At 50.2% G+C, this 17,102-nt stretch carries 16 protein-coding genes and 1 riboswitch; of the genes, 15 read left to right on the forward strand and 1 reads right to left on the reverse strand.

Translation table 11 applies throughout. The annotated features are described in order from the left end of the window. Window positions 1–141: 141 nt before the first annotated feature. From KNO85_RS03560 to gcvH, 6 genes are all read left to right on the forward strand, one after another. Window positions 142–2,553, forward strand: coding sequence for a 3-hydroxyacyl-CoA dehydrogenase/enoyl-CoA hydratase family protein (locus tag KNO85_RS03560; RefSeq protein ID WP_214787005.1), 2,412 nt, complete (start codon window positions 142–144; stop codon window positions 2,551–2,553). A gap of 18 nt (window positions 2,554–2,571) precedes the next feature. Next, window positions 2,572–3,744 (forward strand): acetyl-CoA C-acetyltransferase, encoded by a 1,173-nt coding sequence (locus tag KNO85_RS03565; RefSeq protein ID WP_214787007.1) that lies wholly within the window; start codon window positions 2,572–2,574, stop codon window positions 3,742–3,744. A gap of 13 nt (window positions 3,745–3,757) precedes the next feature. After that, the gene (locus KNO85_RS03570; protein ID WP_214787009.1) at window positions 3,758–5,542 is read left to right on the forward strand and encodes an acyl-CoA dehydrogenase family protein; all 1,785 of its coding nucleotides are present in this window, start codon (window positions 3,758–3,760) and stop codon (window positions 5,540–5,542) included. Window positions 5,543–5,631: 89 nt separating this feature from the next. After that, window positions 5,632–6,363, forward strand: coding sequence for a hypothetical protein (locus KNO85_RS03575; RefSeq protein ID WP_214787011.1), 732 nt, complete (start codon window positions 5,632–5,634; stop codon window positions 6,361–6,363). A 47-nt stretch (window positions 6,364–6,410) separates the two neighbouring features. Then, a complete protein-coding gene (locus tag KNO85_RS03580; protein ID WP_214787013.1) occupies window positions 6,411–6,764 on the forward strand; it encodes an arsenate reductase family protein in 354 nt (117 codons plus the stop codon). A 48-nt stretch (window positions 6,765–6,812) separates the two neighbouring features. Continuing rightward, a complete protein-coding gene (gcvH, locus tag KNO85_RS03585; protein WP_214787015.1) occupies window positions 6,813–7,196 on the forward strand; it encodes a glycine cleavage system protein GcvH in 384 nt (127 codons plus the stop codon). A gap of 45 nt (window positions 7,197–7,241) precedes the next feature. Here gcvH and KNO85_RS03590 read toward each other — a convergent pair whose 3' ends face one another. Then, on the reverse strand, window positions 7,242–8,300 hold the full coding sequence (locus KNO85_RS03590) for a PTS sugar transporter subunit IIC (RefSeq protein ID WP_214787017.1): 1,059 nt from the start codon (window positions 8,298–8,300) through the stop codon (window positions 7,242–7,244). Between the two features lie 177 nt (window positions 8,301–8,477). On the opposite strand from KNO85_RS03590, the gene KNO85_RS03595 reads away from it, so the two are divergent. The 9 genes from KNO85_RS03595 (at window position 8,478) to sufU (ending at window position 17,096) form a co-directional block, all read left to right on the forward strand. Beyond that, window positions 8,478–8,735, forward strand: coding sequence for a thioredoxin family protein (locus tag KNO85_RS03595; protein WP_214787019.1), 258 nt, complete (start codon window positions 8,478–8,480; stop codon window positions 8,733–8,735). A 451-nt stretch (window positions 8,736–9,186) separates the two neighbouring features. Then, a riboswitch (SAM riboswitch) is annotated at window positions 9,187–9,293 on the forward strand. 77 nt (window positions 9,294–9,370) lie between these two features. Continuing rightward, window positions 9,371–10,399 carry a methionine ABC transporter ATP-binding protein gene (locus KNO85_RS03600; RefSeq protein WP_214787021.1) on the forward strand — a complete coding sequence of 343 codons (1,029 nt, stop codon included), beginning with the start codon at window positions 9,371–9,373 and terminating at the stop codon, window positions 10,397–10,399. Beyond that, on the forward strand, window positions 10,389–11,051 hold the full coding sequence (locus tag KNO85_RS03605; protein WP_012726857.1) for a methionine ABC transporter permease: 663 nt from the start codon (window positions 10,389–10,391) through the stop codon (window positions 11,049–11,051). Before KNO85_RS03600 ends, KNO85_RS03605 begins: the two co-directional genes overlap by 11 nt. Before the next feature lie 30 nt (window positions 11,052–11,081). Continuing rightward, on the forward strand, window positions 11,082–11,915 hold the full coding sequence (locus KNO85_RS03610; protein WP_214787024.1) for a MetQ/NlpA family ABC transporter substrate-binding protein: 834 nt from the start codon (window positions 11,082–11,084) through the stop codon (window positions 11,913–11,915). 99 nt (window positions 11,916–12,014) lie between these two features. Further along, a complete protein-coding gene (locus KNO85_RS03615; protein ID WP_214787026.1) occupies window positions 12,015–13,229 on the forward strand; it encodes an MDR family MFS transporter in 1,215 nt (404 codons plus the stop codon). Between the two features lie 178 nt (window positions 13,230–13,407). Next, window positions 13,408–14,169 (forward strand): Fe-S cluster assembly ATPase SufC, encoded by a 762-nt coding sequence (sufC, locus tag KNO85_RS03620; protein WP_143180266.1) that lies wholly within the window; start codon window positions 13,408–13,410, stop codon window positions 14,167–14,169. Between the two features lie 12 nt (window positions 14,170–14,181). Then, window positions 14,182–15,450 carry a Fe-S cluster assembly protein SufD gene (gene sufD, locus KNO85_RS03625; protein ID WP_214693478.1) on the forward strand — a complete coding sequence of 423 codons (1,269 nt, stop codon included), beginning with the start codon at window positions 14,182–14,184 and terminating at the stop codon, window positions 15,448–15,450. Window position 15,451: 1 nt separating this feature from the next. Next, a complete protein-coding gene (locus tag KNO85_RS03630; RefSeq protein ID WP_214787028.1) occupies window positions 15,452–16,672 on the forward strand; it encodes a cysteine desulfurase in 1,221 nt (406 codons plus the stop codon). Then, window positions 16,662–17,096, forward strand: coding sequence for a Fe-S cluster assembly sulfur transfer protein SufU (gene sufU, locus KNO85_RS03635; protein ID WP_026825487.1), 435 nt, complete (start codon window positions 16,662–16,664; stop codon window positions 17,094–17,096). The genes KNO85_RS03630 and sufU overlap by 11 nt, the downstream gene beginning before the upstream one ends. The last annotated feature ends 6 nt before the right edge of the window (window positions 17,097–17,102 follow it).

Consider the following 17,102-nt stretch of genomic DNA (forward strand, 5'->3'; position numbering starts at 1 on the left):
AAAATGGAATGAAATTGAAAAATGAACGCTTGCGAATGAATGTTCATTCATTTATGATAGAAGAGTAAACACGATGGTGATTGCGATTTTTTTTACGCGTGAAATGAATCACTATTCATTCTCATTTTAGGGGGGAACACTATGACGAGTCACATCGAACAATCAACCGACCTCCGTTTGACGAACTCAATTCGTTTTGCGGTCGTCATCGGTTCAGGAGTAATGGGGGCGGGGATTGCGGCTCACTTGGCGAACGCGGGGATTCGTTCGCTCATGCTCGACATCGTACCACGTGAATTGACAGCAAAAGAGGAAGCGAAAGGGTTGACGCTCGAGTCACCTGAAGTACGTAATCGCATCGCCTCAGAAAACCGTCAAAAGTTATTGAAACAAAATCCAGCACCACTCGCGACAGCAGACCATCTCAACTTCATCGAAGTCGGAAATTTAGAAGATGATTTGGAGCGTTTGAAAGAAGCAGACTGGGTGATTGAAGTCGTTGTCGAACGTCTCGACGTGAAACAACAGCTCTTCGAGAAGATCGCACCTTACATTCGTGAAGATGCGATTCTCAGCTCGAACACGTCAGGGATCTCGATCGAAGCGATGGCAAGTGCCCTTCCGGAAGGCTTGAAATCACGCTTCCTCGGGACGCACTTCTTCAACCCACCGCGCTACTTGAAGTTGCTCGAACTCATTCCGACGGAGAAGACGGCTCGTCCGGTCATCGACTTCATGTCACGCTTCGCGGAAGACCGCCTCGGCAAAGGTGTCGTCGAAGCCAAAGATACGCCAAACTTCATCGGTAACCGTATCGGGACATACGGGCTCCTCGTCACGTTCGAAGAGATGCTCAAACAAAACGCGTCAATCGGAGAGATGGATTCGATTACAGGTCCGCTCATCGGTCGTCCAAAATCAGCGACGTTCCGCACACTCGATGTCGTCGGAATCGACACATTCGTTCACGTGGCGGGTAACGTCTACGAGACGCTCGAAGCAGGGGAAGAAAAGGACACGTTCGACGTCCCTTCAGAAATGAAGCAACTCGTCGAAAAAGGCTGGATCGGGCAGAAGGCCGGTCAAGGCTTCTATAAGAAAGAAGGAAAGGTCATTCAGGAATTGAATCTTCAAACGTTCGAATACGAACAATTGAAAGCGATTACAGGTCCTGAACTCGATCAAATCAAGTCACTTCCTGGTTCGAAGGCGAAGTTGAAAGGTGCCATCTTGAACAAAGGTCGCATCGGACAATTGCTCTGGCCGATTACGGCGAAGACGCTCGCTTACTCGGCGCGTCTCACGGGTGAAATCGCAGACACGATCGTTGCGATTGACGATGCGATGAAGTGGGGCTTCGGTTGGAAATTCGGACCGTTCGAGATGTGGGATGCCCTCGGTGTTGAAAAATCAGTCGAACGTATGAAAGCAGAAGGTTACGAAGTCCCGGCATGGATCGATGAGATGCTTGCTGCAGGCAACACGTCATTCTACAAGGGAGACCAGTATTACGATAAAGCGTCGAAGGCGTATGTCGAGAAGACCGTCAACCCGAAAGAATTGAAACTCAAACCGCTCGCAAAATCTAACGGCATTATCTTAGAGAACGGTGGCGCACGCCTCGTCGATATCGGCGATGACGTCGTCGCACTCGAATTCACGTCACCAAACAACGCAATCGGTGTCGACATCATGCAGATGATTGAACAGTCGATCGACCGTGTCGAGCAAGACTTCAAAGGAATGGTCCTCGCGAACGATGGGAAGAACTTCTGTGTCGGCGCGAACCTTGCGATGATGCTCATGGAAGCAGAAGACGAGAACTGGTACGAACTCGATTGGATCATCAACAAGTTCCAACAAGTCGTTCAAAAGATTCGTTATTCGGGTCGTCCGGTCGTTGCCGCACCATACGGTATGACACTCGGTGGCGGAACGGAAATCAGCTTACCGGCAGCACGTATGCAAGCTGCGCTTGAGACATATATGGGTCTCGTCGAAGTCGGTGTCGGTCTCATCCCAGGTGGGGGCGGAAACGTCAACACGTATCGTCGTCTCCTCGAACAGACGCCGAAATCGATGCAAAACATCGAGAAGGCTGCGCAACAGACGTTTGAGAACATCGCAATGGCGAAAGTATCGAAGTCGGCATTTGATGCGAAGGCGCTCGGTTACCATCGTGCGGTCGACGGCATCTCGATGAACCGTGATCACTTGACGTTCGATGCGAAACAAACGGTACTCGAACTTGCTGATGGTTACACGGCACCGGTTCGTGAGAAGTTACCGGTCGTTGGTCAAACGGGTAAAGCGACGCTCGAACTCGCGGCATATGAAATGTTCTACGGCGGTTATATTTCAGAGCATGATTTGAAGATTGCGAAGAAACTCGCACATGTCATCAGTGGTGGCGACTTGGCATACGGTACGCTCGTCGACGAACAGTACCTCCTCGACATCGAGCGTGAAGCCTTCTTGAGCCTCATCGGGGAGCCGAAGTCACAACAACGGATGCAACATATGCTCGTGAAAGGCAAACCACTACGGAACTGATAAAGGGGGACATAACAGATGAGGGAAGCAGTCATCGTAGCCGGCGCACGGACGCCGGTCGGAAAAGCAAAACGCGGATCGTTCCGTAACGTTCGTTCGGACGAGCTCGCGGGATATGCCATCAAGGCAACGCTTGAGCGTTCAGGATATAAAGGCCCGATTGATGACGTCATCATGGGTTGTGCGATGCCAGAAGCGGAACAAGGGATGAACATCGCTCGCTATGCGGCGGTCCGGGGGGGACTGTCGCACGAAGTTCCAGCGATTACGATCAACCGCTACTGCTCGTCAGGCCTTCAAGCCATTGCGGATGCGGCGGCAAAAATCATGATCGGTCAAGCGACGGCAATCATCGCCGGCGGTATGGAGTCGATGAGCCAAGTACCGATGGGTGGTCACGTCATCCGTCCAAACCCACACATCATGGAGACGGCACCAGAGTACTACATGAGCATGGGTCATACGGCAGAGCGTGTCGCAGCCGAATATAACATCTCACGTGAAGACCAAGATGCGTTCGCCATCAACAGTCATCAAAAAGCAGCGGCAGCCATCGCAGGTGGCAATTTCCAGGAAGAAATCGTACCTGTCACGGTCATCGAGCACGTACTCGGTGAAGACGGAAAAGTCGCTGAAGTGGAGAAAGTCGTGAAGCATGATGAAGGTGTCCGTGCCGATTCGACAATCGAAGCGCTCGGTAAACTTCGCCCGGCTTTCAAAATCAAAGGTTCGGTCACAGCGGGTAACGCTTCACAAGTGTCAGATGGGGCAGCAGCTGTTCTCGTCATGGACCGTGAAGAAGCAGAACGTCAAGGGTTACAACCGATGGCCAAGTTCCTCTCGTTCGCTGTCGGCGGTGTCCGTCCAGAAGTGATGGGAATCGGTCCAGTCGTCGCGATTCCGAAAGCACTCGAAATGGCTGGCGTAAAATTAGAAGACGTCGGATTGTTCGAATTGAACGAAGCGTTCGCAAGCCAATCACTCGGTGTCATCCGTGAACTCGGAATCGATCCTTCGAAAGTGAACGTGAACGGCGGCGCCATCGCCCTCGGTCACCCGCTTGGATGTACAGGAGCCAAACTTTCTGTCTCCATCTTGCATGAGATGAAACGACGCAATGAGAAGTATGGGGTTGTCACGATGTGTATCGGCGGCGGAATGGGCGCGGCTGGTGTCTTCGAATTACTTTAAGGGGGAATCGGATATGGAACGTACAGAACATGAATTGATTAAAGGCGGTAGCTTTGTTATTGACGAACTCGACGCATCGCGTCTCTTCACACCAGAGGATTTCTCAGATGAGCATAAAATGATTGGTGACACGACAGCAGGATTCGTCGATGATCGCGTCATGCCAGTCCTCGAGCGTATCGAGAAGCACGAGTTCGACCTTTCAGTCGAATTGTTGAAAGAAGCAGGCGAACTCGGCCTCCTCGGAGCAGACGTTCCAGAAGAGTACGGTGGTTACCAACTCGATAAAATCTCATCTTCGATCATCACGGAGCGCTTCGCAAAAGCTCGTTCGTTCGCACTCAGCTACGGCGCACACGTTGGAATCGGGACACTCCCGATCGTCTTCTTCGGATCAGAAGAGCAAAAACACAAGTACTTGCCGAAACTCGCGACAGGGGAATGGATCGCAGCTTACGCGCTCACGGAGCCAGGCTCAGGGTCTGACGCTCTCGGTGCGAAAACGACGGCTGTCTTGAACGAAGCAGGAACACACTACGTCTTGAACGGTGAGAAGCAATGGATCACAAACGCTGGTTTTGCGAACGTCTTCGTCGTCTACGCAAAAATCGATGGCGACAAGTTCAGTGCCTTCATCGTCGAGCGTGACTTCAAAGGAGTCTCAACAGGCGCAGAAGAGCAGAAGATGGGAATCAAGGGATCGTCGACACGTACGCTCATCCTTGAGGACGTTGAAGTACCGGTCGACAACCTCCTCGGTGAAGTCGGAAAAGGTCACGTCATCGCCTTCAACATCTTGAACGTCGGTCGTTACAAACTTGCAGTCGGAGCGGTCGGTTCATCAAAACGCGCGTTCGACCTCTCGGTTCAATATGCGAACGAGCGCAAACAGTTCAAGACACCAATCAGCCAATTCCCACTCATCCAAGAGAAATTGGCGACGATGGCAGCAAACATCTATGCGATGGAAAGCTCAGTGTATCGTACGGGCGGCTTGTTCCAGGATAGCCTTGACGCACTTGGTGACGAGAACATGCGCGACGGATCGAAAGTTGCGCAAGCCATCGCGGAATATGCGATCGAATGCTCACTCAACAAAGTATTCGCATCTGAAACGTTCGACTACGTCGTCGACGAAGCCGTTCAAATTCATGGTGGATACGGATTCATGGCAGAGTATGAAGTCGAAAACCTCTACCGTGACTCACGCATCAACCGCATCTTCGAAGGAACGAACGAAATCAACCGTTTGATCGTTCCGGGAACGCTTCTCAAGAAAGCGATGAAAGGGGAATTACCGCTCCTCGCAGAAGCACAAAAACTTCAAAAAGAGCTTATGAGCTACATGCCACAAGAATTGGACGGCTCACCGCTCGCACGCGAGAAGATGCTCCTTTCAAACATGAAGAAAATCAACTTGATGGTCGCAGGTACAGCGGTTCAGAAGTATCAACAAAACCTTCAAAATGAACAAGAAATCTTGGCGAAGATCGCAGACATGATCAGTGCCATCTATGCGCTTGAAGCAGCGATCGCTCGTACGGACAAAGCAATTGCACGCACAGGCGAAGAGAAGAACACGCTCAAAGTCCGTTACACGGAAATCTTTGCGGAACAAGTATTCAAACAAGTCGAACTCATGGCGAAAGAAGTGTTATACGCAGCGGCGTCTGGTGACGAGCAACGTATGCTTCTCTCGGCAATGAAGAAGTTCAGCCGCTACCAGCCGATCAATGTGATCGGGACGAAGCGCGAAGTCGCTGCGAGCCTCATCAAAGCGAACAAGTTTATCGTTTAATCCAATCGACAGAAAGGGTGGACCGGACGCGGTCGACCCTTTCTTTTTGGTCTCTCCGCCACGTACAATAGAAACGAGGGGGAGAGACGATGAAAAAACGAGAGATCTTGCTTGAACGGATGGAACGAATCGGGGAATCGGTCGCTGCACACGAAGGAACGCTTATGCTGCTGGCATTAGGTTCGATCGGACAAGAGACGGAGCGGTTGGATGATTACTCGGACCTCGATTTCTTTTTGATTGTCGAGGACGGGCATAAGGCACGCTTTATCGACCGACTCGACTGGCTCGAAGTCGAGCCGCTTCATTATCAGTTCCAAAACACGAAAGACGGGCATAAGATTATGTATCACGATGGCATTTACGGTGAGTTCGCCGTCTTCGAAGTACATGAACTCGCAACGATCGCCTACACGCCAGGACGGATCGTCTGGCGACGGGACGAAGCACTCGATGTATTCGCGACACCGCATCTCGAAATCGCGCGTGAAGCGACGGCTTATTACTATGAAGAAGCGTTGACGAACCTATATGTAGGGTTGCTACGTGAACGCCGAGGAGAGACGCTCGCCGGATTCGAACTCGTTCAAGTCGCAGCCGTTCAGAACGTTCTGAAGGCGCTCGGAGGACAAGGGGACCCGTTCAACCCGACACGTCGGGTCGAGTCGAGACATCCACAAATGATTTCTTTCTTGATGGGCGGGGTATTAGGATATGGCAAGTCAGGTGTCGCGGCGGCGATCATCTTACGTTTTATCGAAGAGCGACATGTGGTCAACACGACGATGAAACGAGAAATCGAACGGTTGCTTGAAACGTGAATTGATTTCTCAGAATATGCTACATTGATGAGAGAGGTGATGAACAGATGGTGACACTATATGGCTATCCACCATGCAGTACGTGTAAAAAAGCAGAAAAATGGTTGAAAGCGCAAGGCGTCGATTATACATACGTCCATATCGTCGAATCGACACCGACGAAAGAACAGCTCGCCGAGTTGTGGAAAAAATCGGATTTACCACTTAAAAAGTTCTTCAATACGAGCGGGCAAGTGTATCGGAATGAAGGCATCAAAGATCAGCTTCCAAATTTATCAGAAGACGAACAACTCGAGCTGTTGGCGAGTAATGGTATGCTTTTGAAGCGACCAATCGTCACAAATGGTGAAAAAACGACGGTCGGATTTTCAGAAAAGTCCTTTACGGACGTTTGGGGCTAAGTGCTATAATACAGATGTGAGTCTAATTTATTTGAGGGGGAAGTTAGGATGAGCAAAGTACCAGCAAATTTACGTTATTCAAAAGAACATGAATGGGTGGAAGTAAACGGAACGAAAGCCCGCATCGGCATCACGGATTTCGCACAGAGCGAACTAGGGGATATCGTGTTTGTGGAACTCCCAGAAGTCGACGGTACGATTTTGCTCGACGAGCCATTCGGTTCAGTCGAATCAGTGAAGACGGTCTCTGAGTTGTATGCGCCGGTATCAGGACGCATCACAGCAGTGAACGAGGACCTCGCGGATTCTCCAGAACTCGTCAACGAGTCACCGTTTGAAAACGCATGGATGGTCGAAGTCGAGTTGACGGAAGAGTCGGACCTCGACAAGCTCATGACAGCTGAAGAATACGAAGCGATGATTCAAGGATAAGTAAAACCGGCCTCTCCGAATTGGAGAAGCCGGCTTTTTTACGTCTTACTCGAAATCGAGACGGTAATGATCGGATTTGACGAGTGTCGCCCGTTCGAACACACGGTAGAAGAAAATCCCGAGTCCGACCGGGATGAGACCGAACAAGACGATGACGAGAAGCACGTTGAACAAGGCGAATCCGCCCGGCATGAGGTGTAGCGCGTTCACCGGCCCGATGAGTCCAGATACACCGAATCCGGCGCTGATCGGAGTCCCTTCGATTCTTAATATACCGGCGAGGGCGCCGAGAATGGCCGCATTCGCCAAAATCGGAAGCATCATAATGGGACGTCGGACGAAGTTTGCCATTTGAATTTTCGGTGACCCAAGGAAGTGTGCAATCGATGTACCGGTCGCGTTCGCCTGCCAACCCGCGATGGCGAGACCGAATCCGGCGGCAACGACGCCGAGGTTTGCCGCACCGGCTGCAACGCCGGATAGGCTAATGGCGGTCGCAATGCCAACGGTCGAAATCGGCGAGACGATGATGAGCGAGAACGCCATCGCAATCAAGATACCCATGAGGACCGGTTGAAGATCCGTCATCGTCATGATGAGGTATCCGATGTATGTCGTGATCTGTGAGATGTACGTCAATAAGAAGGAACCGATTCCACCAGCGACGACAATGACGGTCATCGGCATGACGATGACGGTATACGTCTTCAAATGTGGGGCGAGCTTCATGACGAGAAGGGTGGCAATCGCAGCGGTCACACCGGCTGTGATCACGTCACCGATGCCTGCCATCACAAACGCACCCTCGTTAATTCGAACGGCACCACTGCCGACATACGTCGCGATTGCAATCGTTCCTGCCTCTAGAATCGATCGTCCGAACTGCATCGCAACGGCCAGACCGATAATGGCTGGGAGAAGCCGCATCGCAATCGTCGTCGCATCCAATATGAATTGAAGAGACGGAAAATAAGGGAGTATGGCTTTCGTGAGTTCACCGAGCAGCGCGCTCGGGATGAGGGCGATGAGAATCGCCATGCTGAGACCGTTTAAGACGTTCATCGTGAATTGCTTTGTCGTACTTGTTGCCTGTTCCGTCATCATTCATTCACCTGTCCTTCTTTTTTGCTGTTATGTACAAAAGCGATAAAGTTAGAACCCATATTATTCCTATCCGACAGAAGAGTCAAGAGAATCATTGAAAAATTCTGAAATTTCACGAGAGCACGATTTTTGAACGAGAATCAATCGACCATTATAATGGCAAGAGAGGTGAGAATAATGATTACAGACGGATTCTTATATATATACGCGCCAATGTGTGGTACATGCGCTGTCGCGGAGAAAATGTTAACGGTCGTCGAGGCGGTTGACCCTGAAATTCAGATTGAAAAGCGAGACGCGAACTATATTCCAAAAGAGCTTGAGGCCTATCAAGTGATGAGTGTCCCGGCCCTATTAAAGCTTGAAAATGGCGAGGTTCGGGATCGTCTCTATGCTTTTCAAAACGTCCAGCATGTCCTCTCTTTCGTGAAGTGAGAGAGGAACATTAGAATAATCTGAAAATTTTAAATAATCAGTTGACACAGAAAGTTCACGAATGGTATATTCATTACAACATCTTACTTGAACACAAAATAGGACGCGATATTCCCGACATCAAGACGTTTTGATGAAGCCGCTGCTACACTTTATACGAATACACGTCAGTCTTCCCTTCGATTGTCCCCCAAAAAAATCAAGCGAAGAAAGACGTTCCGTATAATCGCACGGTCCAAGTCAAGATCGAGTGATGATTGGTGAATCTCCCCCATATAAGGGTGGAAATCTTGAACGGGCAAAAGATTTTCATCTATGGGCTGTCCTTCCGTGACTCAAGGTGCTACGTTCTGTGTCGTCCTCGGACGGCACCTTTTTTTAATTTTTTTGAAAAAAGGATTTGACAGCAGAAAAAGCTGTCGCTATGATAAAGCTAATCGAATACACAACACTCTTATCAAGAGAGGCTGAGGGACTGGCCCTATGACGCCCAGCAACCGCGGAGCAATCCGAAATGGTGCTAATTCCAGCAAGGTGAGAAACCTTGAGAGATGAGAGCAATCGTTGTCCGTACGATAAAGTGCGCACGTTTGCTCAAACGTGCGCGCTTTTTTTGTTGTCAGGAGGGAAAAGAATTGATTCAATTACGAAACGTCGCCAAATGGTTCGATACGAAGAATGGTCGTGTCCAGGCGGTCGATGATGTGTCACTAACGATTGATCGCGGTGAAATTTTTGGAATAATCGGATATTCGGGGGCGGGGAAGTCGACGCTCATCCGATTACTCAACCGTCTCGAGTCACCGTCTAGCGGTGAAATCGAGGTCGCCGGGAGTGAGCTCACGAAGCTCAGCCCGAAAGAATTACGAGGGGTTCGCAAAAACGTCTCGATGGTCTTCCAGCACTTTAACCTTCTGTGGTCGCGCACGGTCGCAGAAAACATCAGCTTCCCACTCGAATTGATTGGGGTTCCAGCAAGTGAGCGGAAACGTCGGGTCCAAGAACTCGTTGAGCTCGTTGGATTGGCTGGTCGTGAAGACAGCTACCCATCACAATTATCGGGCGGTCAAAAACAGCGAGTCGGGATTGCCCGCGCGCTCGCTACGAATCCAGAGGTGCTCCTCTGTGACGAAGCGACGAGTGCGCTCGACCCGAAGACGACGGATTCGATTCTCGAACTGCTCGTCAGCATCAATAAGAAACTCGGCTTGACGATCGTCCTCATCACGCATGAGATGCACGTCATTCAAAAGATTTGTCATCGTGTCGCCGTGATGGAAGCGGGGAAAGTCGTCGAGACGGGTCAAGTCTCTGACGTGTTCCAACATCCGGAACAACCGATCACGAAAGAATTCGTGAAGCAAATCGGAGCGGTCGACGATCTGTCGCTCACGTTCGAACACTTGAAAGCACGATACCCAAGTGGTCAAATCGTCAAATTGAAATTCTTGAATGAGACGGCGGAACAACCGATTTTGTCTGACGTCCTTAAAACACACGATATCGGATTCAACATCATCGGCGGGAATGTGACCCAGTCACAAGTCGGTGCGCTCGGCACGCTATTCATCCAATTGATTGGGGAAGCAAGAGAAATCGACCGCGCCATCGCGTCGATTCGTTCGCAATCTGTAGAAGTGGAGGTGGAAAGCGATGTTTCCTAACGTAGACTGGCAAATCATGATGGAACAGACTTGGGAGACGTTATACATGACGCTCGTCGCAGGTGTCGCGACGTTTGTGATCGGACTCGCTTTAGGTTTGATTCTCTATATTACAAACGAATCGCTATTATTGAAGAATCGTCCGATTTACGTCTTTGTCAGCGCGATCGTCAACGTGTTTCGTTCGATCCCGTTCATCATCTTGATCATCTTACTCATCCCGTTCACGTTGTTCCTGCTCGGTACGATGCTCGGTTCGACGGCGGCGCTTCCGGCGCTCATCATCGGAGCGGCACCATTCTACGCCCGAATGGTCGAACTTGCGCTTCGTGAAGTCGACCGTGGTGTCATCGAGGCGGCCGAATCGATGGGAGCAACGAAATGGCAAATCATTTATAAAGTCTTGATTCCGGAAGCTCTTCCGGCAATCGTATCAGGACTCACGGTGACCATCGTTGCCATCGTCGGTTATACGGCGATGGCAGGGGTCGTCGGGGGCGGCGGACTCGGGAACTTGGCCTTCTTGGAAGGGTTCCAGCGCTCACAAAACGACGTCACGTTCGTGGCGACGGTGCTCATCTTGATCATCGTGTTCGTCATCCAATTCATCGGTGACCGACTCGTCACAAAAATTGATAAACGTTCAGCTTAATCACACATATACCATTTGGAGGGATTCATTATGAAAACTTGGAAAACAGTACTCGGATTGACAGCATTATCAGCATTCACAGTTCTCGCGGCTTGCGGCGGGGAAGAGGCAGACACAGGGTCTGGCGATGAAAAGACATTGATCGTCGGTGCATCGAACGTACCACACGCTGAGATTTTAGAGCACGTACAAGAAGAATATGAAGCAAAAGGTTACAAACTCGAAATCAAGAAGTTCCAAGACTACGTGCTTCCAAACAAGACGCTCGCAAGCGGGGAACTCGATGCGAACTACTTCCAACACGAGCCATACCTCGAGTCACAAATGGCTGAAAACAAAGACTACAAATTCGCATCTGCGGGTGGTGTTCACATCGAGCCAATCGGTGTCTACTCACAAGACTACAAATCGCTCGACGAACTTCCTGAAGGTGCGGAAATCATCATGAGTTCATCGGTCGCTGACCACGGACGTATCCTCACGATGCTCCAATCAGAAGGTCTCATCACGCTTGCTGAAGGCAAGACAGTCGATGCGACAGTCTCTGACATCGTCGACAACCCGAAAAACTTGAAATTTAAGACGGACGTTGAAGCAGCACTTCTTCCGACAGCTTACAACAACGGAGAAGGCGATGCGGTACTCATCAACACGAACTACGCAATCGATGCAGGCCTCAACCCACTTGAAGATGCCATCGCACTCGAAGGCGAAGACTCACCATACGTCAACTTGATCGTCACACGTGAAGGAGACGAAGAAGATGAGCGCGTCAAGGCACTTCTCGAAGTATTGACTTCTGAAGAGACACAACAGTGGATCTTGGACGAATACAAAGGTGCGGTCGTACCGGTACAACAATAAGCAATCTCGACTCAGGGGACACTCTCCTGAGTCTTTTTTTGTCTAGTGTTCTTTCATGAAGAGAAGTACACTATATATGAAAGAAAAGGGGGGATTTGGATGAAGCTCACACAGATTCATCCGCTGACGTGGGGCGTCCTGTTCGGGACGTTTTTTGCACGACTGGCAACGTTTTTTGTCATGCCATTTTTTGCGATCTATTTGGCCACACTCGGGTTTTCAGCGAGTGTGATTGGAACGATTTTTGCCGTGACGGCGCTTTCGGGTCTGTTCATGAGCTTCTTTGGGGGAACACTTTCTGACCGATATGGGCGAAAACAGCTCATGCTAATCGGGATCGTGCTCAATGCCGTTACGTTCGCTGGCCTCGCGCTTGCGAACGAACTGTTTTGGTTTTACATGCTATCCATGTTGATGGGGATGTCGCGATCTTTCTTAGAACCGGCTTCACGTGCTCTCATTAGTGACACGACGCAGGCAGATCAGCGGGTCATCGTCTATAACGTCCGTTACTTCATGATCAACATCGCCGCGGCCATCGGACCACTCTTAGCGGTTGTCTTATCACTCACCGGTGTGAAGACCGCGTTCTTCGTTGTGACGGCTGTCTACATCGTGTATGGAATCATCATCTCGATCTTGTTTTACAAATATCCGTTTGAAGAAGGGGACGGGGTCAAAGCACGCCCGCGCTTGACGGAGACGTTTCGCGTTTTACGGGACGATCGGACGTTTCGTGCGGTCATCATCGGGATGATCTTTGCGATTATCGGTTACAGTCAGTTCAATTCGACGCTTCCTCAATTTATCGCGCTAAGCGACGGATTAGAAGACGGTTCAAGATTGTTCGCTTACTTATTGACGACAAACGCCATCACGGTGCTCATCGTCCAGTATCCGATTATGCGTTTCGGGATTCGTGTCTCTCCCATCAAGTCACTCTTTTTTGGAATCTCGACATTATCGTTCGGACTTCTGCTCATCGGATTTGCGACGGTGGAGTGGGTTCTCTTTGTCGCGATGGCCATTTTCACGGTCGGCGAGGTGTTGATGTTCACGATGACGGACGTGTTGACGGACGAACTGGCGCCAGAACATCTGCGGGGAACTTATTTTGGGGCGATGGGATTGACATCACTCGGTCAGACGATTGGGCCGATTATCGGAGGCGTTTTACTGGATACGTTCGGCCAATCATCACTTCCGGTATTCGGAAGCTTGGCGGTGTTGACGGGGTGTGGTGCCTTCTTCTTCGCTGCCGCCGTACGAGAGCGGAAAGCCGTTCTCGCACTCGTCGAGGAGAATGCCGGATAATGTCTTGATTTCCTACTATTAGCATTCTCAACTTTTATCATTCTATTGAGAATGAATTCTAAGGTGAGTCGCTTGAAATAAAAAAATTACTAGTCTAAGATTAGAATATATCTAATCTACGCCATTCACTATGGCGAGAAAATACGGAAGGGGTATCCGAATGTCTAACGTACCACAAATGAAAATTGATGACCTCCGCGTCTCAATCGAAGGAAAAGAGATTGTCAAAGGTCTTAACCTAGAAATTAAAGGTGGCGAAATTCATGCCATCATGGGTCCAAACGGGACTGGTAAATCAACACTCGCATCAGCACTCATGGGTCATCCACTTTATGAGGTCACTGGGGGAAGCGTCGAATTAAACGGCGAAGATGTCCTCGAGATGGAAGTCGACGAGCGTGCACAAGCAGGGATGTTCCTTGCGATGCAGTACCCGGCTGAAATCAGCGGTGTTACAAACGCAGACTTCTTGCGTTCAGCAATCAACTCACGTCGTGAAGAAGGTCAAGAAATCTCGCTCATGAAGTTCATCCGTGAACTCGATGCGAAGATGGAACTTCTCGAAATCCCTTCAGAAATGGCACACCGTTACTTAAACGAAGGATTCTCAGGTGGTGAGAAGAAACGTAACGAAATTCTTCAAATGATGATGATCCAACCGAACATCGCCATCTTGGATGAAATCGACTCAGGTCTTGATATCGATGCACTCAAAGTTGTCGCAAAAGGTGTCAACGAAATGCGTTCAGAAGAGTTTGGCTGCTTGATCATCACGCACTACCAACGTCTCCTCAACTATATCGAACCAGACTTCGTACACATCATGATGGACGGTAAAATCGTCATGTCTGGTGGCAAAGAGCTCGCACAGCGACTCGAAGCAGAAGGTTACGACTGGGTGAAGCAAGAACTCGGAATGACAGTAGACACAGAAGCGTAAGGAGGCTGTACGATGACCGTACAATTTGAATTGGATGCACAAGCGTTGTCGGCACGTGCAGAAGCGCTCGGCGGACCAGCATGGATGGTCAACCGTCGTAAAGAGGCAGCAGAACTTGCGCCGACACTTGCTTTGCCAAAAGTTGAAAAGATTAAGATTGATAAATGGGACTTCGCAGCGGGTGATGTCAATCTTGAACCAAAAGATGGTTTGACGGCTGACATTGAATCACTTCTCGGAGACCACCGGACAAACGTGCTCGTTGAACGCAACGGTCATGTCGTCTATAACGAATTGTCGATGCCAGAAGGCGTCTTGTTCATGGGAATCAAAGAAGCGATGGAGCAACATCCTGAGCTCGTTGAGAAATACTTCATGACGGAAGGCGTACGCGTCGATGAAGAGCGTCTTTCGGCGTTGAATGCTGCCCTCACAAACGGTGGTGCGTTCATCTATGTACCGAAAAACACGCAATTGAAAGATCCGCTTCAAGCAATCTTCACGATGGAACAGGCGAACGGCGCCCTCTATCACCACACGATCCTCGTCGCAGACGAAGGTAGTGAAGTGACATACATCGAAAACTTCCTTTCTGGCACGAACGAACCGCACACGGTCAACGTCGTGACGGAAGTATTCGCTGGAGAAAACGCGAAAGTCGTCTTCGGTGGTGTCGATCAGCTCGCTGAATCAGCACTCACGTTCATGAACCGTCGCGGTGTCGTCTATGCGAACGGTCGCCTTGATTGGGCGCTCGGTCACATGAACGACGGGAACTCGGTCGTTGAGACGAAGACCCACCTCGTCGGAGACAACACGTATTCGGATACAAAAGCTGTGACAATCGGTCGCGGTGCACAAAAACAAAACTTCAACATTCGTACCGACCACTTCGGAAAAGCATCTGAAGGGTTCATCTTGATTCACGGTGTCCAAAAAGACGCAGCTACTGCGATCTTCAGCGGGACATCGATGATTCACCACGGTGCGTCAAAATCGAACGGTGTTCAGACAGAGCGCGTCTTGATGCTCTCTGAAAAAGCACGTGGGGACGCCAATCCGATTCTTCTTATCGATGAAGATGACGTTATGGCAGGTCACGCGGCATCGGTCGGTCGTGTCGATGATGTTCAATTGTACTACTTGATGAGCCGTGGTTTGTCTCGCCAAGAGGCAGAGCGTTTAATCATCCACGGATTCTTGACGCCTGTCGTCGAAGAACTCGCAATCGATTCGGTCAAAGACCGTCTCCGCGAAGTCATCGAAGGGAAAGTACGTTAAGATGTTGAACGCCTCGATTCGTGAACAATTTCCGATTTTAGATCAGGAAATCAATGGACACCCGCTCGTTTATCTTGATAGCGCAGCGAGCTCACAAAAGCCGCTCGCTGTCATCGAGGCGATCGAGGACTATTATCGTCGCAACCATTCGAACGTGCATCGTGGCGTCCATACGCTCGGGACGCAAGCGACGGATGCGTATGAGGGAGCACGCGAACGCGTCCGCTCTTTCATCCATGCGGCGGTTCCTGAAGAAATCATTTTCACACGTGGAACGACGACGGCCATCAACTTGGTCGCGTCGAGCTACGGAGATGCGAATGTCGGTGAAGGCGACGAAATCGTCCTCACTCCGATGGAACACCATGCGAACTTAATCCCATGGCAACAACTCGCCAAGCGAAAAGGCGCGACGCTTCGATACGTCGAGCTCACGCCGGACGGACGTGTCACACTCGATGCGGTTCAAGCGGTGTTATCGGACCGTACGAAAATCGTCGCGATGAGTCACGTCTCAAACGTGCTCGGTACGATTAACCCGATTGCCGAAGTCGCTCGACTCGCGCATGAGTTGGGTGCCGTCATGGTCGTCGATGCCGCACAAAGTGCACCGCATCGAAAATTGGACGTCCAAGCGCTCGACTGTGACTTCCTTGCCTTTTCTGGACATAAGATGCTCGGACCGACTGGAATCGGTGTCTTATACGGGAAGAAACAACTCCTCAAAAACATGGAGCCGATCGAGTTCGGTGGCGAGATGATTGATTATGTCGATTTGTATGAATCGACGTGGAAAGACATCCCGTATCGTTTCGAAGCGGGTACACCGATTATCGCTGGAGCAGTCGGTCTTGCGGCAGCCATCGATTTCTTAGAAGAAATCGGTCTGGAGAACGTTGAAGCACACGAACGTGAACTCGCGTCTTACGCGATCGAGCAGATGAAAACGATTGAAGGGATCGAGATTTACGGTCCTGAAGATCGCGTCGGTCTCGTCACGTTCAACTTGAAGGACGTGCACGCGCACGACCTTGCGACCGTTCTCGATATGCAAGGCATCGCGGTTCGTGCCGGTCACCACTGTGCACAACCACTCATGCGTCTTTTGAAGCAATCATCGACGGCACGGGCGAGCTTCTATTTGTACAACACAAAAGAAGAGGTCGACCGTTTCATCGAGGGATTACGTCAAACGAAGGAGTATTTCAATTATGAGTTTTAATAATCTTGACATGTTGTACCGCCAGGTCATCATGGATCACTATAAAAACCCAAGAAACCGTGGCGTCATCGAAGATGGCGTGACGGTGGACTTGAACAACCCGACGTGTGGGGACTCACTTCGTCTTCAACTACAAGTCGAAGACGACATCGTCAAAGATGCGAAGTTTGAAGGGGAAGGCTGCTCAATCAGTCTCGCCTCGGCATCGATGATGACCCAAATCGTTAAAGGGAAAACAGTGGAAGAGGCGCTTCAACTCGCTAACATCTTCTCTGAAATGGTTCAAGGCAAAGAGTACGACACGGATACGTTTGACCTCGGTGATATCGAGGCGCTCTCAGGCGTATCGAAATTCCCGGCTCGAATCAAGTGTGCCACGCTCGCGTGGAAGGCGCTTGAAAAAGGAGTAGACGAGGACGCGTAAGGAGAA

The sequence above is a fragment of the Exiguobacterium sp. s124 genome (assembly GCF_018617485.1).
Classification (GTDB): Bacteria; Bacillota; Bacilli; order Exiguobacteriales; family Exiguobacteriaceae; genus Exiguobacterium; species Exiguobacterium aestuarii.